The sequence below is a fragment of the Microbispora bryophytorum genome, from assembly GCF_043197435.1.
GTDB classification, from domain to species: domain Bacteria; phylum Actinomycetota; class Actinomycetes; order Streptosporangiales; family Streptosporangiaceae; genus Microbispora; species Microbispora bryophytorum.
Genome location: NZ_JBICTF010000008.1, coordinates 194,924 through 215,907, shown reverse-complemented (window position 1 = coordinate 215,907; position 20,984 = coordinate 194,924). Strand labels below are relative to the sequence as shown.

At 71.8% G+C, this 20,984-nt stretch carries 19 protein-coding genes and 1 pseudogene; 10 read left to right on the top strand and 10 right to left on the bottom strand.

The genetic code is table 11. The annotated features are described in order from the left end of the window. The first annotated feature begins 2 nt into the window (after positions 1-2). Positions 3-782: an enoyl-CoA hydratase-related protein gene (locus tag ACGFIB_RS26910; protein ID WP_435822354.1), complete on the top strand. Its 780-nt coding sequence runs from the start codon at positions 3-5 to the stop codon at positions 780-782. Here the strand turns inward: ACGFIB_RS26910 and ACGFIB_RS26905 are convergent. Both ACGFIB_RS26905 and ACGFIB_RS26900 read right to left on the bottom strand, forming a co-directional pair. Continuing rightward, positions 748-1,362, bottom strand: a complete 615-nt coding sequence (locus ACGFIB_RS26905) for a DNA-3-methyladenine glycosylase I (protein WP_357250159.1) — start codon at positions 1,360-1,362, stop codon at positions 748-750. The two genes, ACGFIB_RS26910 and ACGFIB_RS26905, sit on opposite strands and share 35 nt — an antisense overlap. A 7-nt stretch (positions 1,363-1,369) precedes the next feature. Beyond that, on the bottom strand, positions 1,370-1,828 hold the full coding sequence (locus ACGFIB_RS26900; protein WP_357250162.1) for a hypothetical protein: 459 nt from the start codon (positions 1,826-1,828) through the stop codon (positions 1,370-1,372). A 43-nt stretch (positions 1,829-1,871) separates the two neighbouring features. Between ACGFIB_RS26900 and ACGFIB_RS26895 the strand changes: the two genes are divergently transcribed. Beyond that, positions 1,872-2,144 (top strand): hypothetical protein, encoded by a 273-nt coding sequence (locus ACGFIB_RS26895; RefSeq protein WP_191052451.1) that lies wholly within the window; start codon positions 1,872-1,874, stop codon positions 2,142-2,144. Between the two features lie 7 nt (positions 2,145-2,151). Here ACGFIB_RS26895 and ACGFIB_RS26890 read toward each other — a convergent pair whose 3' ends face one another. The 7 genes from ACGFIB_RS26890 to fdxA form a co-directional block, all read right to left on the bottom strand. After that, the gene (locus ACGFIB_RS26890) at positions 2,152-2,730 is read right to left on the bottom strand and encodes an LOG family protein (protein ID WP_142571330.1); all 579 of its coding nucleotides are present in this window, start codon (positions 2,728-2,730) and stop codon (positions 2,152-2,154) included. 9 nt (positions 2,731-2,739) lie between these two features. After that, positions 2,740-3,486: an LOG family protein gene (locus ACGFIB_RS26885; protein ID WP_142571329.1), complete on the bottom strand. Its 747-nt coding sequence runs from the start codon at positions 3,484-3,486 to the stop codon at positions 2,740-2,742. A 223-nt stretch (positions 3,487-3,709) separates the two neighbouring features. Next, the gene (gene dapE, locus ACGFIB_RS26880; protein WP_357264720.1) at positions 3,710-4,765 is read right to left on the bottom strand and encodes a succinyl-diaminopimelate desuccinylase; all 1,056 of its coding nucleotides are present in this window, start codon (positions 4,763-4,765) and stop codon (positions 3,710-3,712) included. A 24-nt stretch (positions 4,766-4,789) separates the two neighbouring features. Continuing rightward, positions 4,790-5,554 carry a hypothetical protein gene (locus tag ACGFIB_RS26875; RefSeq protein WP_223853233.1) on the bottom strand — a complete coding sequence of 255 codons (765 nt, stop codon included), beginning with the start codon at positions 5,552-5,554 and terminating at the stop codon, positions 4,790-4,792. A gap of 57 nt (positions 5,555-5,611) precedes the next feature. Further along, the gene (locus ACGFIB_RS26870; protein WP_142571326.1) at positions 5,612-6,244 is read right to left on the bottom strand and encodes a DUF4178 domain-containing protein; all 633 of its coding nucleotides are present in this window, start codon (positions 6,242-6,244) and stop codon (positions 5,612-5,614) included. Positions 6,245-6,255: 11 nt separating this feature from the next. After that, entirely contained in the window at positions 6,256-7,335 is a 1,080-nt protein-coding gene (gene dapC / locus ACGFIB_RS26865; protein ID WP_357250170.1) for a succinyldiaminopimelate transaminase, read from the bottom strand. 44 nt (positions 7,336-7,379) lie between these two features. Then, positions 7,380-7,706, bottom strand: a complete 327-nt coding sequence (gene fdxA, locus ACGFIB_RS26860; RefSeq protein ID WP_030507471.1) for a ferredoxin — start codon at positions 7,704-7,706, stop codon at positions 7,380-7,382. Between the two features lie 125 nt (positions 7,707-7,831). Between fdxA and ACGFIB_RS26855 the strand changes: the two genes are divergently transcribed. The 8 genes from ACGFIB_RS26855 to ACGFIB_RS26820 all read left to right on the top strand — a co-directional run bounded on the left by ACGFIB_RS26855 (position 7,832) and on the right by ACGFIB_RS26820 (position 20,354). Beyond that, positions 7,832-8,038, top strand: coding sequence for a putative acetyltransferase (locus ACGFIB_RS26855; protein WP_229689749.1), 207 nt, complete (start codon positions 7,832-7,834; stop codon positions 8,036-8,038). Between the two features lie 86 nt (positions 8,039-8,124). Then, positions 8,125-9,225, top strand: coding sequence for an ABC transporter substrate-binding protein (locus ACGFIB_RS26850; RefSeq protein ID WP_393375883.1), 1,101 nt, complete (start codon positions 8,125-8,127; stop codon positions 9,223-9,225). Positions 9,226-9,372: 147 nt separating this feature from the next. After that, positions 9,373-10,149, top strand: a complete 777-nt coding sequence (locus ACGFIB_RS26845; protein WP_142571322.1) for a class I SAM-dependent methyltransferase — start codon at positions 9,373-9,375, stop codon at positions 10,147-10,149. A gap of 47 nt (positions 10,150-10,196) precedes the next feature. Beyond that, positions 10,197-11,837, top strand: coding sequence for a hypothetical protein (locus tag ACGFIB_RS26840; RefSeq protein WP_393375881.1), 1,641 nt, complete (start codon positions 10,197-10,199; stop codon positions 11,835-11,837). Between the two features lie 3 nt (positions 11,838-11,840). After that, positions 11,841-13,901 (top strand): UvrD-helicase domain-containing protein, encoded by a 2,061-nt coding sequence (locus tag ACGFIB_RS26835; RefSeq protein ID WP_393375878.1) that lies wholly within the window; start codon positions 11,841-11,843, stop codon positions 13,899-13,901. Positions 13,902-13,956: 55 nt separating this feature from the next. Beyond that, a complete protein-coding gene (locus tag ACGFIB_RS26830) occupies positions 13,957-15,822 on the top strand; it encodes a sigma factor-like helix-turn-helix DNA-binding protein (protein WP_393375875.1) in 1,866 nt (621 codons plus the stop codon). 90 nt (positions 15,823-15,912) lie between these two features. Beyond that, positions 15,913-17,076 (top strand): cysteine--tRNA ligase, encoded by a 1,164-nt coding sequence (locus tag ACGFIB_RS26825; protein WP_393375872.1) that lies wholly within the window; start codon positions 15,913-15,915, stop codon positions 17,074-17,076. A gap of 1,052 nt (positions 17,077-18,128) precedes the next feature. Next, positions 18,129-20,354: a DUF222 domain-containing protein gene (locus ACGFIB_RS26820; RefSeq protein WP_393375869.1), complete on the top strand. Its 2,226-nt coding sequence runs from the start codon at positions 18,129-18,131 to the stop codon at positions 20,352-20,354. Positions 20,355-20,394: 40 nt separating this feature from the next. Here ACGFIB_RS26820 and rraA read toward each other — a convergent pair. Next, positions 20,395-20,876, bottom strand: a pseudogene (rraA, locus tag ACGFIB_RS26815) (ribonuclease E activity regulator RraA). Between the last annotated feature and the right edge of the window lie 108 nt (positions 20,877-20,984).

Sequence of the window (20,984 nt, the reverse complement as noted above, 5' to 3'; positions counted from 1 at the left end):
AGATGACCGTGACGTATGACGTCGACGAAGCCGTCGCCACGATCACGCTGAACCGCCCCGACGCGATGAACTCGCTGACCGTCGCGATGAAGACCGCCCTGCTCACGGCCGTGCGACGCGCCGCCGGCGACGCGTCGGTGCGGGCCGTGCTCCTGACCGGCGCGGGCCGGGCCTTCTGCGCGGGACAGGACCTGCGCGAGCACGCCGACAACCTCGACCGGGGCCTCGGCCTGGCCAACACCGTGCGCGAGCACTACAACCCGGTCGTGCTGGCCGTCGCCTCGATGGGCAAGCCCGTCGTGGCCGCCGTGAACGGGGTGGCCGCGGGGGCGGGGGCCTCGCTGGCGTTCGCGTGCGACTTCCGCGTCGCCGCCGAAACCGCGAAGTTCTCCATGGCGTTCACCGGGATCGGGCTCGCGCCCGACTCCGGCGCGTCCTGGACCCTCCAGCGGCTCGTCGGTCCCGCGCGCGCCCGGGAGATGCTGCTGCTCGGCGACGTCGTGAACGCGACCAGGGCCTTGGAGCTCGGCCTGGTCGGGCAGGTGGTCCCGGCCGACCGGCTGGCGTCCGCCGCCCGCGACCTCGCCGTACGGCTCGCGCAGGGGCCCACTCGGGCGTACGCCGCGACCAAGGCGGCGCTGGACCACGCGGCGTCGTCCTCCCTCGCCGAGGCGCTGGAGCGGGAGGCGGAGCTTCAGGACGAGTGCGCGGCCACCGCCGACCACGCGGCGGCGACCAAGGCGTTCCTCAACAAGGAGAGGCCCCGCTTCGAAGGCCGGTAGGCGCTTCGGCGACCCGCGCGGTGACGGCCTCACGGACGTGGCAGTCGGCCACGTGGTCGTTGACCAGGCCGATGGCCTGCATCAGGGCGTACGCCGTGGTGGGGCCGACGAAGCGGAAGCCGTGCTTCTTGAGCTCCTTGGCCAGCGCCGTGGAACCGGCGGTGCGGGCCGGGATGTCGGCGAGAGTGGCCGGGACCCTGCCGGGCTCCTCGGCGTACTTCCACACCAGCGCCGACAGACCGCCAGGTGTCTCAAGGGCGGCGCGGGCGTTCGCGACGGTCGCCTCGATCTTGGCGCGGTTGCGTACGATGCCCGCGTCGCCGAGCAGCCGCTCCACGTCGCCTTCGTCGAAGACCGCCACCGCCGGGATCGAGAACCCGGCGAACGCCTTCCGGAAGTTCTCGCGTTTGCGCAGGATCGTCAGCCACGACAGACCGGACTGGAACGCCTCCAGGGTGACCCGCTCGAAGACGAGATCGTCGCCGTGGACCGGACGGCCCCACTCCTCGTCGTGGTAGGCGACGTAGTCGGGCGTCGTGCCCGCCCAGCCGCAGCGGACCAGCCCGTCGTATCCAGTCATCGCACCGTCACCATGCCTCTTCCGCGTCGGCGAGGTCGCCGTCCCGGCCCTCGCGGGCCGCCCTCGTGGGCACCTCCGGCTCACGCCCGGCGTCCTCAGCCTGCTTCGGTTCCGCCTTTTCGGACGGTTCGGCGGTTTCGGCCCGCTTCGTCTCCTCGCGGGCCTGCAGCCGCGCGTACGATAACTCGCTCACGCGCTGCTCCAGCACCGCGATGCGGGTGTCGCGCTCCCCGAGCGCGACCGAGACGCGGTGCAGCGTCTCGTCCACCGCCTGGGTGCTGTAGCCCACGAGACCGATCGGAAGCTGAAGCGCGATCAGGTCGGCGGGGGCCATCTGGCCGGCCGCGGGCAGTTCGAGCGGCGGGACGTCAGGGGGGAACTCCGCCATCTCGCCGCCGTGCCCAAGCGAGACCATGACCACGCAGGCGATCACAACGAGTCCGGCGATGACGAGTACGACCAGCACATACGAATCGTGCCACAACTCTTCTCCGTGCGAGCATGGAAGCATGACGCACGTGATCGGGCCCGGCGACGAGATCGAGTCCGGCTGGATCGAGGCCGCCTCGCTGCCGGAGGCGTCCGCGCTGGCCCGGGCCGGACACACCGTCGTGGTGACGCTCCCGGGCGAGGAGACCGAGGCGATCGCGGCCGCCGCGGCCTACGCCTGGGTGGGCGCGAGCGTCTTCCGGACATCCCACGACGTGCGGCAGGCCCTCGACATGACCGAGGCCCTGCTGGGCCGCCGGCCCCCCGCCCTGACCCGGCGCGGCCTGGCCTGAGGGCCTTCTAGCCCTCGCCGAGCTCCCCGACCGAGGGGCTGAGCAGGTGCGTGGGCTGCTCCAGCAGGTCGAGCGCCTCCTCCACCGTGGTCGCCCAGGAGATCGCGTCGAACACGTTGGGCCGCGTGAAGCCCTGCTCGTACATGCCGTCGACAAGGTCGCGCAGCGGCCCGTACAGCCCCCACGGGTCGAGGACGACCAGCGGCCGCTCGTGCATGCCGAGCACCCGGGAGGTCCAGATCTCGAACAGTTCCTCCATGGTGCCGATGCCGCCCGGAAGCACGAGGAACGCGTCGGACCTGGCGTCCATGATCCCCTTGCGCTCGCGCATGTCGGCGGTGACGATCAGCTCGTCGGAGTCGGTGTCGGCGATCTCGATGTCGACGAGGGCCTGGGGGATCACCCCGACCGTGTGGCCGCCGCCGTCGCGGACGGCTCGGGCGACCTCGCCCATGCAGGAGACGATGGCGCCTCCGCTCACGAGGCCGTGGCCGCGCAGGGCCAGCCCGGCGCCCACCTCCCGGGCGAGGTCGATGTACTTACGGTCGATCTTCTGACTGGACGAGCAGTACACACAGACGAACACGTGGCAACCCTACTGAGTGGCGGAGCGCCGGTCGGCCTCGACGATGAGGCGCACGGCCTCGTCGGGGTCGTCGGTGAGCGAGACCAGCCCGACGTCCTGCGGCGAGATCTTCCCGCCGGCCAGCAGCGTGTCGCGGATCCAGTCGATCAGCGGCGACCAGAACGAGACGCCCATCATGATCACCGGGAACGAGGTGACCTTCCGCGTCTGCACCAGGGTCAGCGCCTCGAACAGCTCGTCGAGCGTTCCGAACCCGCCGGGCAGGGCCAGGAACCCGCTGGCGTACTTGACGAACATCGTCTTGCGGACGAAGAAGTAGCGGAACTCGACGCCGAGGTCCACGTAGTCGTTGAGGCGCTGTTCGTGCGGCAGCTCGATACCGAGGCCGACCGAAACTCCACCGGCTTCGAGCGCGCCCTTGTTCGCCGCCTCCATCACCCCGGGGCCGCCGCCGGTGATCACCGCGTAGCCCGCCTTGGCGAGCGCCGCGCCGACCTTCACCCCGAGTTCGTAGTCGGGGCTGTCGGGGTCGGTGCGGGCCGAGCCGAAGACGGTCACCGCCGGAGGAAGGTCGGCGAGGGCGCCGAAGCCCTCGACGAACTCCGACTGGATGCGCAGGACTCGCCAGGGATCCTCGTGCAGCCAGCCGGTGGGGCCGCGACGGTCGAGCAGGCGCTGGTCGTGGGTGGATTCGGGGACGAGTCCGCCGCGGACCAGCGACGGACCCTGCCGGCGTTCGGGTCGGGTGTGGTTCATGACGGTCACGCTAACGGTAGGGATCGGGAACGGTGCAACACGCTCGCACTGCCCGGGATGGACCGGCCGAGGCCGCTCCCGGAAGAATCTTGAAAAGATCCTCGGGGGTACGGAACCCGTCGTCGCCGAGGCTCCGTCTAAGCAACGAGGGTGCTGCTCGGGACGAAAGTGGCTTTCCCCGCCAAATGGCCGGCGAGGAAAGCCACTTTCTTCTATGTAGGGACTATTCCGCCAGCCAGGCCGTCATCCGGCGCTCGCTCTCGGCGATCTTGGCCAGGCTCACGTTCTCCCCCGCCGTGTGGGCGATGTCGGGGTTGCCCGGGCCGCAGTTGACCGCGGGCATCCCGAGAGCCGAGAAGCGCGCGACGTCGGTCCAGCCGAGCTTGGCCCGGGGCGTGCCGCCGATCGCGGCGGCGAACGCCGCGGCGACGGGGTGGGTCAGCCCCGGCCGCGCCCCCGGCACTCCGTCGGTGAGCCGCACGTCGAAGCCGTCGAAGACCTCCTGGACGTGGGCGAACGCCTCCTCCAGCGTACGGTCGGGGGCGAAGCGGTAGTTCACGGTCACGACGCACTCGTCCGGGATCACGTTCCCGGCCACCCCGCCGCGTACGCCCACCGCGTTGAGCCCCTCGCGGAACCGGAGGCCGTCCACCACCGGGCGCCGCGCCTCGTAGCGGCCGAGGGTCTCCAGGACCGGCGCGATGCCGTGGATGGCGTTGACGCCCTCCCACGACCGGGCGCTGTGCGCCCGTACGCCCTTCACCGTGACCTCGGCGCGCAGCGTGCCCTGGCAGCCGCCCTCGATCAGCCCGTCGGTCGGCTCCATCACGACCGCGAAGTCACCCGTGATCCATTCGGGATGGGTGCGGGTGAGCCGCAGCAGACCGCTCCGCTCGGCCTCGATCTCCTCGCAGTCGTAGAAGACGAAGGTCAGGTCGCGGTTCGGCTCGGTCAGCAGGCAGAGCTTGAGCTGGACGGCCACGCCGCTCTTCATGTCGGACGTCCCGCAGCCGTACAGCACGCCGTCCTCGACCCTGCTGGGCAGGTTGCCGGCCACCGGGACCGTGTCGATGTGGCCCGCGATCACCACGCGCTCGGCCCGGCCGAGGTCGGTCCGCGCCACCACCGCGTCGCCGTCCCGCAGCACCGTCAGGTGCGGCAGCGGATCGAGCGCCTCCTCGACGGCGTCGGCCAGCGCCTTCTCCGCGCCGCTCACCGATTCGATGTCCACCAGTTGCGCCGTCAGCGCGCCCACGTCCTGGGCAAGGTCAAGCCGCATGCCATCCGACCCTAATCCACGGGCTCACGCGACCTGCACGGTGGCGACGGGCTTGGTGGTCTTGCGCCAGCCGTCGTGGCCGCTGGCGGCCGTCCAGGTGACGCCCTCGAAGCGCACCTGGCGCAGGCCGTACTTCTGCGCGTGGGTGACGTACCAGGCGGCGACCAGCCAGCCGCGCTTGGGCGCGTCGTCCGTGCCGAGGGCGCGCACGAGCTGCTTGCGCGCGGTCTCGGTCTGCGGCTCGACCGGCTTGTCGGACGGCGGGTACCAGCAGTGCACGGCCTGGGGCACGCGCCCGGCGAACGCCGCCGAGAGAATCTTGGCGTTGTACTCGTGCTCGGCGTAGGCCGAGCCGTCGGCGGAGCGCTGCACGGCCTGGGCCGCCTCGTGCAGCGGCAGGGTCCGGTAGTGCTTCACCTTCTCCAGGGCGGCGAAGAACTTCCGCGCCGCGTAGACCGGGTCCTGCAACTGCTCGGCCGTCCCCCAGCCCTGCGAGGGCCGCTGCTGGAAGACGCCCACCGAGTCGCGGTCGCCGTAGGGCAGGTTGGCCAGCTTGGACTCCTGGATCGCCGTGACGTAGGCGATCTGGAGGGCGCGCTCGGGCAGCTTGCGCCGCGCCGCGACGGCGGCGATGGTCGCGGCCATCTGGGCCTGCTCGATGTCGAGGTCAAGCGTCCCGTCAGAGGTTTTGATCATGCAGTGTTCGCCCAGCGCGAACGGCTGGGTCCGCTTCAGCAGGTGATAGGCGCCGTAGAAGATGGCCGCGCCCAGCAGGACGACGATGACCATTACGGTCACGACAGGTTTGGTAAGGCGCCGTTCCACAAGCAGAACCTACCCGTGTGATCAGGGAAGCCGATCCACCCGAATGGAACCCGGAGTGAGCGGCCGGGCGTAGGAGGCCTCCCACTGCCCGCCCTGCACGCGCTGGAACGACAGCAGGCGGCCGTCGCCCCGATAGTCGGCGAAGTCGAGCAGGCCGCGCTCGGGCAGCCCGGTGGTCCCTTCGGAGCGGAATGCGGCCGTGCCGCGCTCGATTGGATAGAACTCCAGCCCGTCCACGATCAGCATGTGCCTGGCAGGCACCATGCCCTGGGCCGGCACGTCGGTCCACAACAGGACCTCCAGGTGGAGGGGCTCGCCCTCCTCGCCCGGCCGTTCCTCGACCGACAGCCAGTTGTAGCGCCGGGCGCCCTCGTCCAGCAGATACTCCGTCCACTTCTCGCCCTGCATCGTGCAGTGCAGGGCGCCGACGGCCCGATAGCGGGCGGCCTCCACGTAGACGGTGTCCCCCACCCTGATCGTGCGCGGGTCGAAGAAGTCGGGATCGGCCTCGGGATCACGCGCCGGCGACTCCCCCGGAGCGGCGGGCGGCGTGCGGACCGGCTCGCGCGCACGCGCGCGCCGGGCCGCGGCGATCGCGCCCAGCACGACGACGACCGTGGCGAGGCCCAGCACGATCACGATCGCTGTCGTCATGGCGGGCGATCCTACTGGAGGCGGCTCACCGCCGCATCGACGCGCTCGTCCGTGGCGGTGATGGCGATGCGGACGTGGCCGTGCCCGGCGCCGCCGTAGAACTCACCCGGCGCGACGAGGATGCCCCTCTCGGCCAGGGCACGCACCTGGTCCCAGCAGCCGGTGCCGTCGGTGGCCCACAGGTAGAGCCCGGCGGCCGAGTGCTCGACCCGCCAGCCGGCCCGCTCCAGCGCGGGCCGCAGCACCGCCCTGCGCCGGGCGTACCGCTCCCGCTGCTCGTCGGCGTGGGCGTCGTCGTCGAGCACGGCCGCCGTCGCGGCCTGGACCGGGGCGGGCATCATCATGCCGGCGTGCTTGCGCACCTCCAGCAGCCGCCGTACGAGCCGGGGGTCGCCGGCGACGAAGCCGGCGCGGTATCCGGCGAAGTTCGACCGCTTCGACAGCGAGTGGACCGCGAGCAGGTTCTCGTGGGAGCCCTCGCACACGTCCGGATGGAGGACGGAGACCGGGTGCTCCTCCCAGCCCAGCTCGATGTAGCACTCGTCGGACGCGACGACCGCGCCGCGCTCGCGCGCCCACGCGACGACCTTGCGCAGGTGCTCGGCGGGCAGGACGCGCCCGGTGGGGTTGGACGGCGAGTTCACCCAGACGAGGGGCACCCGCTCGGGGCCCAGCGCGAGGAGCCCGTCGGTCGCGTAAGGCTCGGCCCCGGCCAGCCTCGCCCCCACGTCGTACGTGGGATAGGCGAGCTCGGGGAAGACCACGCGCTCGCCGGGCCGCACGCCGAGCAGCGTCGGCAGCCAGGCCACCAGCTCCTTGGAGCCGATGGTCGGCAGCACGTCGGAGGGGTCGACCGTGACTCCGTGCCGCCGCCGCAGCCAGCCCGCGGCCGCCTCACGCAGCCGCGGCGTGCCGTACGTCAGGGGATAGCCGGGGCTGTCGGCGGCGGCGGCGAGCGCCTCGCGAGCGACCGGGGGCACCGGGTCGACCGGCGTGCCGACCGACAGGTCGACCATCCCGCCGGGATGTGCCCGCGCCAGGTCCTGATAGGGCACGAGCCGATCCCATGGGAAGTCCGGCAACGCAAGCAAAGAAAATCCCCCAGTCGTCACGGACGGCGCCGGTCAGGCGTCGGTCAGTGGTCCTCGCCCTGCGGCGGGAGCGCCGCGACGAGCGGGTGGTCCTTGTTGATCTTTCCGACCTTCGAGGCGCCGCCGGGCGAGCCCAGCTCCTCGAAGAAGTCGACGTTGGCCTTGTAGAAGTCCTTCCACTGCTCGGGAAGGTCATCCTCGTAGAAGATCGCCTCTACGGGGCACACCGGCTCGCACGCACCGCAGTCCACGCACTCGTCGGGGTGGATGTAGAGCATGCGTTCGCCCTCGTAGATGCAATCGACGGGGCACTCCTCGATGCACGCCTTGTCCAGGACGTCCACGCAAGGCTGCGCGATGACGTACGTCACCTCGGGCTCCTTCTGGGTTGCACGGCTCGACCGCGGGTTGCTAGCCCCTAGTATTGCGGTGCCTGCCGACTAGCCGGAACAGGAGGGGGGCAATCGTCGTGGCCCCTCGGTTCGGAGCCCGTCTCGTGATCGCCATCAGCCCCGCCGACGTGGGCAAACGGGTGACGACGCGGCGCAGGGCGCCCGGCGGACACCGGGACGCCGTCGGCGTGTTGGAATCCTGGCGCGACGGAGTGCTCACCGTACGCAAGAGGGACGGAAGCCTCGTGGAGATCGCCGAGGACACTCTGGCCGCGGCCAAGGTCGTGCCGCCCGCGCCGCCCGCCCGGTAATCCCCGCACCTGGTGCGGACGCCGACTCGGTAATACCTCAGCGTGCCGAGGCGAACGACCGCCGTCGCGCGGGGAGCATACGCGGCGTGACCATACGTGCCTGCGCCGTGACGATCTCCTCTGCGGTCGTCCTCCTCTTCGCGGCCTCCGCGTGCTCGAAGCCGTCGTCGCCGTCCTCGCCGGACAAGCCGCTGCCGCCCCTGAACCCCCGGGCCGACAGCCTGGAGTCCGGGTTCGGCACCATGGACAGGCTCGTCGAGGCGGCCAAGAAGGAGGGCGCGCTCACGGTCGTGGGCCTGCCGGGCGGCTGGGTCGGTTACAAGGAGATCCTCGCCCGCTTCTCCGACAAGTACGGCATCAAGGTGACCTCGATCGTGCCGGAGGCGAGCAGCAAGCAGGAGATCGACACCGCGGCCCGCCTGAAGGGGACGAACCAGGCGCCGGACGTGTTCGACCTCGCCCTGGAGGTCGCGATCGCCAACGCCAAGCTGTTCGCGCCCTACCGCGTGACAGGCTGGGCGGACATCCCCGACGAGGCCAAGGAGCAGCGAGGACGCTGGTTCGCCGCCTACGGCGGATACATGTCGATCGGCTACGACCCGAGGAAGGTCCCCGCCCCCGCGTCGTACGGCGCGCTGGTCAGGCCGGGGACGATCGTGGCCCTGCCGGGCGACCCGCGGCAGATGGCCTCCGCGTTCGGCGCCGTGATGGCCGCCTCGCTCGGCAGCGGACTGCCGGACGCGGCGCGGGGCGTAAACCTGTTCGCGCGGCTGAAGAAGGGCGGCATGCTCGGCCGGCCCGACCAGGCGGCCGCGGTGGTGGACTGGGACTACATGAACGCGGCGCGGGCCGCCTCCGGCCAGGGCGCGGCGTCCTGGCGGGTGACGATCCCGAAGAACGAGGTGTTCGCCTCCTACTACATGCAGGCCATCAGCGCCGACGCGCCGCACCCGGCCGCCGCCCGGCTGTGGGAGGAGTTCCTGCTGTCCGACGAGGGCCAGAACCTCTTCCTCAAGGCGTACGCGCGGCCCGCCCGGATGGAGGCCATGGAGATGCGCGACACGCTGGACGCGGACGCCGCCGCCAGGCTGCCGGAGGCGTCCGGCGACCCGGTGATCCTGAACATCCCCGAGCAGGATCAGGCCAAGTCATACGTGACCGCGCACTGGGGCCGGATGGTCGGCTGAGTCCCCCGATCGTCCCCCGATCGTCCCCCGATCTCGCGGGGGCGGCGGAAGCCGTAAAGTGTGTCGTTATCACAGCAGTCTCACAAGTCGGCATGAGATTGCGGCAATCCCGGCACCGGGCACCACGTGTCAGAATGCGAGCCGATCTTGAGGTACGAAACTCCCAGTCTCACCCGATGGAACGCTCGCGCCTACGACAGCTCCTTCGGCTACGTCTCGGCTCAGGGCGCGCCGCTGGTGGAACTGCTCGACCCGCGCCCTGGTGAGCGCGTGCTCGACCTCGGGTGCGGCACCGGCGTGCTCACCGCCGACATCGCCAGGCGCGGCGCCCACGTGCTGGGCATCGACGGCTCCCACTCCATGATCGAGCAGGCCATCGCGCACCATCCCGGCCTCGACTTCACCGTGGGCGACGGTTACGACTTCACCGTCGCCCAGCGGTACGACGCGGTCTTCTCGAACGCCGCGCTGCACTGGATGAGCCGCGACCCCGACGCGGTGATCGACTGCGTGCGGGAGGCGCTGCGGCCGGGCGGCCGGTTCGTCGCCGAGATGGGCGGCGCGGGCAACTGCGCGACCCTGACCTCCGCCGTGCTCACCGCCTGGCGCGAGTACGGCCTGCCCGAACCCGAGCTGCCGTGGTACTTCCCCAGCCCCGGTGAGTACGCCCACCGCCTGGAGAAGGGCGGGTTCACGGTCCGGCTGCTGGAGTACTTCGACCGTCCCACCCCGCTCGACGAGTGCCCCAACGGCGCGGCCGACTGGGTCCGGACGTTCGCCGGCTCGCTGCTCGACCGGGTCCCCCCGGCGGCCGTGGAGCCGCTGCTGCGCCGGGTCAACGAACTGGCCGCCCCCGCGCTGCGCAGGGAGACCGGCTGGATGGCCGACTACGTCCGCCTCCGGTTCGCCGCAGAACGTCACTGACATCTCCACCACGACGGGGCAATTTGCCAGACTATGGACTGGTCTTCGTGAGTGATGGGGAACGCATGAACTTCTGCCTGAGTGACCTCGTGCCACCGCTGCGCTGGAGTGACGCTGCCCGCATCACGGCCCTGGCCGACCGGCCCGGCCTGCCGGACGCCTGGTGGCGGACGCTGCCCCTGCACCGGGTGCTCGCCGTCCTGGACGCCGAGGCGCTGGGCGACCTGCTCACCGAGCTCGCGGTCGACCACTGGCCGGCGGCGGCCGTCGGCGACGTGCTGCCCGCGCTGCACGTGCTCGACCCCGACGACGCCGACGACCCCCAGGTCGCGATCGCGCTCGACCGGGCGGGGTCGTGGCCCGGCCTGCTCGCGCTGTCCGGCCGGGAACTGGCCGACCAGCCGTTCATCAGGGCCCGCCCCGTGCTGACCGCTCTGTTCAGCGCCGTGTTCTTACGGATGTCCCCGGAGGGGGCCCGGCAGGTCTCCGCGCCGATCTCCGCGCCGATCTCCGCGCCGATCTCCGCGCCGGTCGAGGATCCCCCGGACGAACAGGCAGCGGAGGAAGAGGACCCGGACATCCCCGAGTTGATCGACGCGGCGTTCGGCGACCTCGACGACCAGACCTGGATGGTGGCGCAGAACCGGGTCTTCGCCGGCGAGCCGTCCGATCCCGAGCAGCTGGCCAGGCTGCTCGCCGTCCCTCCCGACGTCATCCACGACCTCGATGCGGCCCTGCGCGACCGGCTGTCCCGCTGGCTCGCGCTTCCGGAGGCGAAGCCGTACAACGAGCATCTGGCCTGGCTCACCGACACCTTCGGAGTCGCGGTCCCCGAGCAGCGGTTCGTCACGGCGGCCGAGTGGCACGAGCGCGAGCTGCGCTCGCTGGAGCTGCCCGCCTGGCGGTTCGTGCTCGCCACGCTCCCCGGATACCGCCTCTCCGGCGACTGGATCGTGGCCGGTGACATCGAGGAACTGCGGGAGAGCACGCGGAGCCTGATCGCCTCGGCCGAGCGCCCGCCGACCGTTCCCCAGGCGCTGGAGATGATCGGCTCTCTCGGCGTCCGTCCCGACGTCGCCAGGCAGTGGCTGGAGAGCGTGCCGCAACTGCGCGCCCAGAAGGCGTCCCAGGTCGACCCCGACCGGCAGCAGGACCGGCAGCCGGGCGGGCAGCAGGGCGGGCTCAAGGACGTTGCGCTGACGCGGCGGTGCTTCCGGCAGCCGGACGGCCGGTGGTGGCTCAGGGTCGACGTGTCCGGCGACCACCTCCACGGCGGCGAGGTGCCGCTGCCGAGCGGGTTCGCGGCGTACGTCCATCTGGCGCCGGGCGAGGACCGCACGGTGCGCAGCGCGGCCGGGGAGGTCGGCCTGTCCTGGCACGCGCGGCCGGTCCTGGGCTCCCTCCAGCGGATTCTCGGCGAGGTCTCGGCCGAGGAGGGCAGCCACATCTTCCTGACCCTGTCCGAGGAGGGCATGCTGCGCGTACGGCACCTACCAGCGGCGAACGGCGGCGACCAGACGAGCCGCGCGCTGCGCCTGGTGGGCTACACCGCGCCGAGCGGCACGACCGAGCAGGCCGCGCGGGTGATCGCGGCGCGCGTCGGCCTCACCGCACCCGCCGGACGGCCCGAACTCCTCGCGCGGCTGCGAGAACGCGGGGACCGCGACCTGCTGACCCTGCTGGGATAGCCGATGCCCCGGCTCGCGATCTCCCCGGAGTTCCTGCGCGGGCTCGGCGCGCTCACCCGCCCGGTCCGCCGCGACGTCGCCGTCGCGGTGCGCCGGTTCCTGCTGAACGCGTCCGCCGCGCCGCACCCCGAGAGGGTGCGCAACTGCCGCGATCCCCGCGTCGCCACGCTGCGGCTCGCCGACCGCCACCGGGGGGTGGTGGTGCGGCAGGAGGACGTCTACTGGCTGCTCACCGTGCTGCCGGACGCCGAGGCGTGGGCGTACGCGCAGCGGCACAGGTTCGGTGTCAACACGGCCGTCGGGATCGTCGAGATCTGGGACGCCGAGGCTCTGGAGCGGATCGAGCCGGCTCTGCGCCGCGCGTCGAGGACCGGTGGCCGGCCGCTGTTCGAGAACTGGTGCGACTCCGATCTGCTGAACGTCGGCGTCGACGCCCAGCTGCTGCCGCTGCTGCGGCTGATGACGTCGGAGTCGCATCTCGCGGCCGTGGAGCCGCTGCTCCCGCACAGCCAGTACGCGCCGCTCGCCGCGCTCGCCCGCGGCGGCTCGCTCACGGCGGCCTGGCGCGAGCTGGACGCCTGCCGCTCCCGCGTCGCCGACGAGATCGACCCCGAGGACCTCCTGACGGCGCTGCGGCGCAGCCCCGACCGGGCCGCGTTCACCGCCGACGCCGCTGAGCTCGAACGCGTCCTCATGCTGCCGGGCTGGTGCACGTTCCTCTATCCGCCGCAGCACACGTACGCCAACTGGCCGGCGTACGAGCAGCCGGTGCTGATCACCGGGGGCGCGGGCACGGGGAAGACGGTCGCCGCGCTGCACCGGGCGGCCCTGCTGGCCCGCGCGGCCACCGGCCCGGTGCTGCTGGTGACGTTCTCCCAGAGCCTCGCGACCGAGCTGTCCGCGCGGCTCGACATGATCATCGATGACGAGGTGGTCCGCAAGCGCGTCGAGGTGGGCAACGTCGACAGGATGGCGCACCGCATCGTCGCCGAGGCGGAAGGCCGCGCCCCCGCCCTCGTCTCCTCCGACGACCTGGCCGGGCTGTGGCAGGAGGCCGCCGTCGGGCGCTTCGGCAGCGCGTTCCTGCTGCGCGAATGGGAGCAGGTGATCCTCGCGCAGGACCTGCGGACGCTGGAGGAGTATCAGTCCGCCGCCCGGCCCGGCCGCGGCGTCCGGCTCGACGCCGAGGCCAGGACGACGGTGTGGGAGGCCGTCCAGCAGGTCGTACGGCACCTGCGCGAGTCCGGCCGGCGCACCCTGCTCCAGCTCGCCTCGGAGGCGGCGGGCCTGCTCGGGCGGGCCGTGGGCGACCTGCTGGGCGACGAGGCGCCGGGGCGGGAGCCGTACCGGCACATCGTGGTGGACGAGGCGCAGGACCTGCACCCGGCCCAGTGGCGGCTGCTGCGGGCGGCGGTCCCCGCCGCCCCGAACGACCTGTTCATCGTGGGAGACCCGCACCAGCGCATGTTCGACACGCGGGTCGCGCTTGCGGACGTCGGCATCCCCGCCCGTCAGTTCCGGCTGAAGATCTCCCACCGGCTGCCCGCCGAGATCCTCTCGTGGGGAGTGCGCCTGCGCGGCGGCGGTCCGGCCGACGGCCTGGTCGCGGGCAACGCCGCGATGTACGGCTACCGCGCGCTCGACTACGGCGCGCGTCCGATGGTGCGCGGGTACGTGGACGCGGAGGCGGAGATCGCCGGGCTCGTCTCCACCGTGGCCGAGTGGCTTGAGGAAGGGGTGCCGACCGCCGAGATCGCGGTGGCCGCGCGTACCTCGAACCTCGTGCGTACCGCGCGCACCGCACTACGCGAAGCGGGCATCACGGTCAAAGTCACCTCCCTTCATGGCATGAAAGGGCTGGAATTCCGCCGGGTGGCCGTGATAGGCGTGGCTGACGGAATCGTGCCGGCGCCGGACGCGCTGACCCCGGCCGACGAGGACCCGACGGCCCGGGCGCACGATCTGCAACGCGAACGGGGGCTGCTCTACGTGGCGTGCACACGGGCGGGAGAGCTGCTCTACGTGTCCTATTCGGGGCGCGCCAGTCCCTTCATCCCGGCCTGACGTCCGATCCCCTAGTCTGAACTGCGGATATATTCCCCTTGCCGGTTGGACCTGCATGAACCTCAGCCTTAGCGACATCGTGCCTCCGCTGCGCTGGACCGCGCCCAGCCAGGTAGAGCCGATCGCGAGCGACCCCGGTCTTCCCGACGCGTGGTGGCAGGCGCTTCCCCTCGGCCGGGCCTGCGCGGCGGTGGGAACCGGCCAGGTCGCCTCCCGGCTCGCCGACCTCACCACCGCCTGCTGGGCGCACCTGGTCCTCGGCGACATCCTCCCGCTGCTGAGGTTCACCCACCCGGAGGAGAGCCTCCAGACGCCCGGCCCCCGGGAGAGCGTCCGCGACCTCTACGTCGAAGTGATCGACAAGCTGCTGGCCACGGAGCCTGTGGGAGAGCAGGCCGGGGTGCCGGTCCCGCCGGCCCTTCCCGACCGGCCGATGCCCGAGGTCATCGACGAGATCTTCGCCCGGCTCGACGACCGTCAGCGGGCCATCGCGCGCGACCGGCTCTACTTCGACACATCGCTGCACCCCGGCCAGGCCCAGCGGGCCACGTTGGACGAGCTGGCCCAGCGCTTCTCGGTCACCCGCGAGCGGATCCGGCAGATCGAGCGCGACCTGCGCGACCACGTGGCGGGCTGGCTGAACGGCCCGTCCGCCGCGCCGCTGAACGCCCACCTGTCCTGGCTGCGCACCCGGCTGGGCTCGGCCGTTCCCGCCGACGACCTCGCCGCCGCCGTGCCCTGGCACCGCACCGAGCTGATCACGCTCGCGATCCCCGCCTGGCGGTTCGTCCGTACGCTGCTGACCGGGTACGAGCAGGTGGACGGCTGGATGATCGCGGGCGGCGCGGACGAGCTCAGGGACAAGACACGGCAGCTGTTCGCCGACGGCCCCCGGCCGCTGGAGGAGGCGGTCTCCCTCGTCGCCCAGCTCGGCATCCGGGAGGACGTCGCCGACCGCTGGCTGGCGTCGGTGCCGCATCTGCGGGTCATGGACGGCCACATCGTCCCCTGGCCGCGCAGCATGGGCGACAAGGCGGAGGCCGTGCTGACGGTCGCCCACGCCCCGCTCACCCCCGAGGACATCCAGGGGCGCATCGGCGAGGACTACAGCCTCGTCGGCATCCGCAACCAGCTCGCCGCGGACGAGCGGTTCATCCGGCTCGACCGCAGCAAGTACGGCCTGCGGAGCTGGGGCGGCGACGAGTACCTCGGCATCCGGGAGATGATCATTCGGGAGATCGAGCGCGCGGGCGGCGAGGCGTCCGTGAGCACGGTCGTGGACAACCTGACCTCCCACTACGACGTGAGCGAGAGCTCCATCAGGGCGTACGCCGGAGGGCCCGGGTTCGAGCGGACCCAGCGCGGCTACATCAGGGTGGCCGGCCAGGACCAGGCCGAGCCGTACCAGCCGCGACGGGACGTCTCGATGACCCGCCGCTGCTTCCGCAGCAGGGACGGCCGCTGGTGGCACCGCGTCGACGTGAACGCCGAGCACCTGCGCGGCTCGGGCTCCCCGCTGCCGACCGGCTTCGCCGCGCACCTCGGCATGGCGCCCGGCGGGCAGCTCACCGCCTCCACGGCGTCGGGCGAGGTGGTGATCAGCTGGCACAACCAGCCGACCATCGGCTCGATCAGGCACGTTCTCGCGGAGTACAACGCGTCCGAGGGCGACCATGTCTTCCTCACGGTCTCCGACGGCGGGGAGCTGCTGACCCGCTTCCTGCCGGCGGCGGGGGCCGGGCTGCCCGCGATCAATCACGCGCTGCACCTGATCGGGTACACCGCCCCGGTGGCCTCGGAGGCCGAGGGCCTGCGTCTCATCGGCGCCCGCATCGGCCTGCCCGAGGGGTCCGTCCGCGAGGACGTCCTCGACCGCCTGCGCGAGCGCGGCGACCGCGACATCATCCGCTTCCTGCCCTGATTCCGGCCCGGATTTCGGCGCTGTTTACGGCGCTGATTCCGGCGCGGGGGCCGGGGCGGGGATGTCGGGGGGAGCACGTAGGCTCGGAGCATGTTGCGGCTCCAAGACACCCTGACCCGGCAGATCGTGCCCGTCGCCCCGGCCGGTTCGCGGGTTCTGCGGATGTACACCTGTGCCGCGCACGGGCCCGCCGGCCTCGCCGACCTGCGCGCCGCCCTGCTCGCCGACCTGGTCCGCCGCATCGCCGAACGCTCCAATCTGCGGGTCCTCGCCTGCCGCAATGTCTCCGATCTCGTTCACCGGGACGGCGGCGATGGTGGTGACGCCGGCGATGCCCGGGACCCTCGGGGCCCTCGTGGCGGGAACGGCGCGTCTCTCGACGCCGACATGCTCGCGCTCAACATGCGCGCCCCCGAGCACTCCCCCAGGACCAGCGAGACGATGGGCCTGGTGATCGAACTCATCGGGCGTCTCATCGAGCGCGGTCACGCCTACGCCACCCCGGAGGGGGCGGTGTTCTTCGACGCGGCGTCCTTCCCCACATACGGCGAGATCTCCGGCAAGCCGGGCTCCGCGCCCGACTGGCCCCTCTGGGAGCCGGCGGCGGAGCCCTCAAGGGATTCGGCCGCCGGCGACGCCGGAGCGGTCTGGGACGCGCCCTGGGGCCGCGGTCTCCCCGGCCGCGACCTGGAGTGCTCCGCCACGCCGCTGCGGTTCCTCGGCCCCCGCTTCGACCTGTACGTGGGCGGGGCCGACCTGTGCTTTCCTCACCACGAGAGGGCGCGGGCCCAGTCGAACGCCGCCACCGGTCAGGAGGCCGCCGCCCACTGGGCGCATTCCGGTCGCCTGCTGTTCGAGGGCCGCCCGGCCGGCGCCGGTCACGTCGTGCCACTGTCCGGCTTCGTCGACGCCGGTCTCGATCCCCTCGCCGTACGGCTGGCCCTGCTGGAGCACCACTACCGGCGACCGATCGACCTCAGCTGGGATGATCTTCGTGCCGCCGACGAGGAGTTGCGGCGGCTTCGGCGGCGGGTGGCCGAATGGGCGGAGTTGCCGAGCCGCCCGATCGACGACGCCCACTCAGGGCGCGTCCAGCGGGCGCTGGAGGACGACCTCGACACGCCCGAAGCGCTACGCCTGCTGCGCGACCTGGAGGCCGACGAGTCGGTCGCGCCGGGGTCCAAGTTCGAGACCTTCCTCCACTTCGACCACGTGCTCGCCCTCGGCCTGCCCGCCGACATCGGCCGTATCTAGTGCGCTGTCCACCGTCGTTCATCGGGGTGGAGGGAGCGGAGTGGCTTCGCGAGGACCGGAGGTTCCTTCCGGCGCAGTGATCGACCCGGCCAAGATTTGTGGACGCTTTCCTAGCGGGCACTTCTCACGCGTGCAGGGACCGGCCGGCCGATCCGCTTCGCGCACCTGACCGAACCGACCACCGGCCCCCCTCTCGTCGCCCGAACGGGCCACCACCGGCCCCCTTCTCGGCACCCGAACGAGCCCACCGCCGGCCTCCTTCGCGCGTACTGACAGCTGGCCCGGCAGCGGATTCGCCTGCCGCCCAGAGTGAGGGCCGAAGTCACGTCAGCGCCTGGCCTGTTGAACGGCTTCGACAGTCGCCTCCGCCCCTTTCCTGCGAGCTCGCCCGTCCAGCTCGGTATCCGCGCCCGTAACCCGCAGACCGTTGAACGCGGCTGCGAGAGGAGCACCCCGGACAGCCGACCCCTTCCGGGCCTCAAGCACCCGAGAACAACCGGCGACTCAACCTGCTGCTCCAACTATTCGCTTCTGTCGGTTGCTCAGAGTGACGAGCGGATGGAAGAATTCATACAAGGGTTCGAAATTGAGCGAGGAGGGTGCAGTGGATCTGTTAGATCTGGATTCCGGCCGTCATCGTCGTTCGAGCTCCCGACAGGGACTGGTGGGATCGGCTGACCGCCGATTCCCCTCTGTGGTCGTCGGAAGGTTCGCTCGCCCGCGAGCACTTTCCGATCGCCGACCCCCAGCCGGCGCGGCACGCGAGCCACACCAAGGCTGACACCAGCACCAAGAGCACCGGCAGCAGTGCCAGCAGCACCGGCAGCGGGCTCACAGACGGTGAGGTCGCCGCTGTCGCCGCGCCCGGCGCCGCGAGCGGCGACAGCGGCGACAGCGGCGACAGCGCTGGTGCCCGTGCCGGTGCCGGGAGCGCCCGTGGTGCAGGCGGTGGCCGGAGTGCTGGTGGTGCCGGTGCCGATGCCGATGCCGGGAGCGCCGGTGGTTGTGAGGCCGGTCCCGGTCAGGGCAAGGGCCGGTCGTCGTGGGTTTTGGTGGGTTCGTTGCGTGAGTCGGCGCAGGCGTTGGCGTTGGCGGTGTTGCCGGGCGATGCGGACATCTGCGTGGCCGAGGCCGAGGATTTGCTGTTCGCGCGGGATCGAATCACGTGCGCGTTGGCGGATCGGGTGGGGCAGGTACATCGGGCGGGGCAGGCCAAACAGCATGGGCATGCCTCCACCCGCAGCTGGCTACGCACCGCCGCCGGGATGAGCGTGGCCGGAGCGGGCCGTCTGCTGACCCTGGCGGTGGAGCTGGCCCGCCTGCCGAAGGTGCGGGAGAAGTTCGCCGCCGGGGACCTTTCGGCGGGGGTGGTGGAGGCGATCTGCACGGCCACCGCGCGGTTGAGTGATGAGCACGCGGGCCTGGCCGAGCCGATCCTGCTGGAGTTGGCGGGTAAGGCGGGGCCGGCGGAGGTGGCCAAGGCCGGGCGGTATCTGCGGGCGGTGCTCGACCCCGATGGTGAGGAGCGGGACGAGCAGGCCGATTACGGGCGGCGGTTTCTGCGGGTCCGCCCCACCGCGGGTGGCGGGTTGGAGGGGGAGTTTTATCTGCCGCGTGAGGCGGCGGCCCGGTTGCGGGCGCTGCTGGATGCTTATGCCAAGCCACGCGCGGAGGACGATGACCGGCCGCTGCGGGTCCGCCAGGCGGATGCGTTCATCGCGTTGATGGAGCAGAAGATCGTCGCTGAGCTCCTGGTCCTGGTCAACGCCGAATCCCTCCCCACCGACCCCGAACCCGACCACCCCGCCCCCGACCACCCCGAAGGCCCCGACCCCGACCCCGACCCCGACCACCCCGAAACCACCGAAGCCACTGAGGCAATCGAAGACGCCCAGGACGCTGAGGATGCGCAGGGTGCCGAGTGCACCGAGGATGTCCGGGGTGCGGACGCCGAGGACGGCGAGGGTGCGCAGGGCGGCGAGGGTGCCGGGGACGGCCGGGACGCCCAGGACGCCGAGAACGCTCAGGGTGCGGACAGTGCCGGGGACGGCTGGGACAGCGAGGACACTGGCGCCTTTGGCGACCCAGATAGCGTTGCCGGGCCCTGCTGTGTGGAAGACGACGACATCCAAGACGCCATCCCCACCGACGACGCCCCCGGCAACCTCGACCCCGCCGACCCCGGCGACGCGGGCATGACCGGTGCTGCCGCACCTGCTCAGGGTGAGGGCCCCCACCGGCCAGATGACCCCGGCACCGCCGAAGCCGAGACAGCAGCCGGTCCGACAGCCGATGCCGGGGCAGCAGCCGATGCCGATGCCGGGGCGGTCGCGGAGGCCGCTGCCGGGAGCACCGACCTTGACCTTGCCTCTGCCGAGGGCGACGACACCGCACCGCCCAGGGGCGCAGACCGAGACCACGCGGCGGCCCACGCTGAAACAGACCCCGAGCGCGCAGCCGCACGGCCCGCCTACGGCGGTAGCACGCCTCCAGACGCAGCACCTCCACACGGAGCGCCTCCACACGTAGCGCCCTCACACGCAGCGCCACCACACGTAGCGCCACCACACGCGGTGCCTCCGAGCGAAGCGCATTCCTGCGCGGCGCAATGGCCGGATCCTCCTCCCGAGGACGCCGCTGCGCACCACACTCACGCCGGGCGTCAGCCTGCGGGGGACTGCTGGCATGGGCAGGGCACGCCCGAAGGCCGCAACGACGTACACCATGAGCAGTCGGGAGCAGAGACGGCGCGAGGCGCGGCACCGGGAGCGCCGAGACCGGAGCCGGGGAGACCATCGGAACCAGAGCCCGGGACACCGTCGAGCGAGCCTGGGCCGGGGACACCACCGGGCAAGCCACTGGGGGCGGCGCCGGGGTTGTTGCTGGCGACCGGGCAGATGCTGCCGGTCTCCAGTGTGCATCGCCTGGCCCGCACCAGCAGCCTGGTGCGGTTGGTGATGGATGCCGAGGGGCAGGTGCTGGACATGGGCCGCAAGGTCCGCCTAGCCACCCCCGCCCAACGACGAGCCGTCTACGCCCGCTACGCCACCTGCTGGATCGACGGCTGCCCCCTGCCCGCCACCATGTGCCAGATCGACCACGCCGACAACTGGAGCACCGGCGGCCTCACCGACCTGAAACTCCTCGGCCCCGCCTGCCAGTTCCACAACCGCGACCGCTACCAGCACCCCGACCGCTACACCCGCCACAAGACCGGCACCGACCGCTGGACCTTCACCTACCACCGCCAGGCGGGAGCCCGGCGACTACGGGAGTGAGAGAGCCGCCGGGTGGCGGCACCGGCAGCAGCCGGAAAGCTCAGACGTCGAGGCGCTGGTCGCTGACGAGGATGCCGTCCTCGTCGCTGTAGAGCCATGCACCTGGGCGGAAGGACACGTCGCCGAAGTTCACCGGGACATCGATCTCCCCCAGGCCGGTCTTGGCGCTCTTGCGCGGGTTGACGCCGAGCGCCTTATTACCAAGGTCGAGCCTGGTCAGGGCTGCCGTGTCCCTTACTGCGCCGTTGATCACCACGCCCGCCCAGCGGTTCTCCACCGCCGAGGTCGCAATCATGTCGACGAGCAGCGCCGTACGCGGCGATCCGCCGCCGTCGGCCACCAGCACCCGGCCCTCGCCCGGTGTCGGGAGCACCTGCTGACGAGCGCGTTGCCCTCCAGGCAGCGGACCGTGACGATATGGCCGGAGAATCGCGTCCGTGAGCCGTACGAGCGGAACTGTGTGACACAACTGCGCAGCGCGTCACCGCGGGCGTCGTAGAGATCGGCGGTCGCGAAGCTCATGGCCGCATGGTGCCAGGGCCCGCGCGGTCGTTGCCGCCGAACGGAAACTCGAGGTTTGTCCTTCCGTAAATGCCCTGATTATGCGAGCGAAGCCCACTGGGAAAAGAA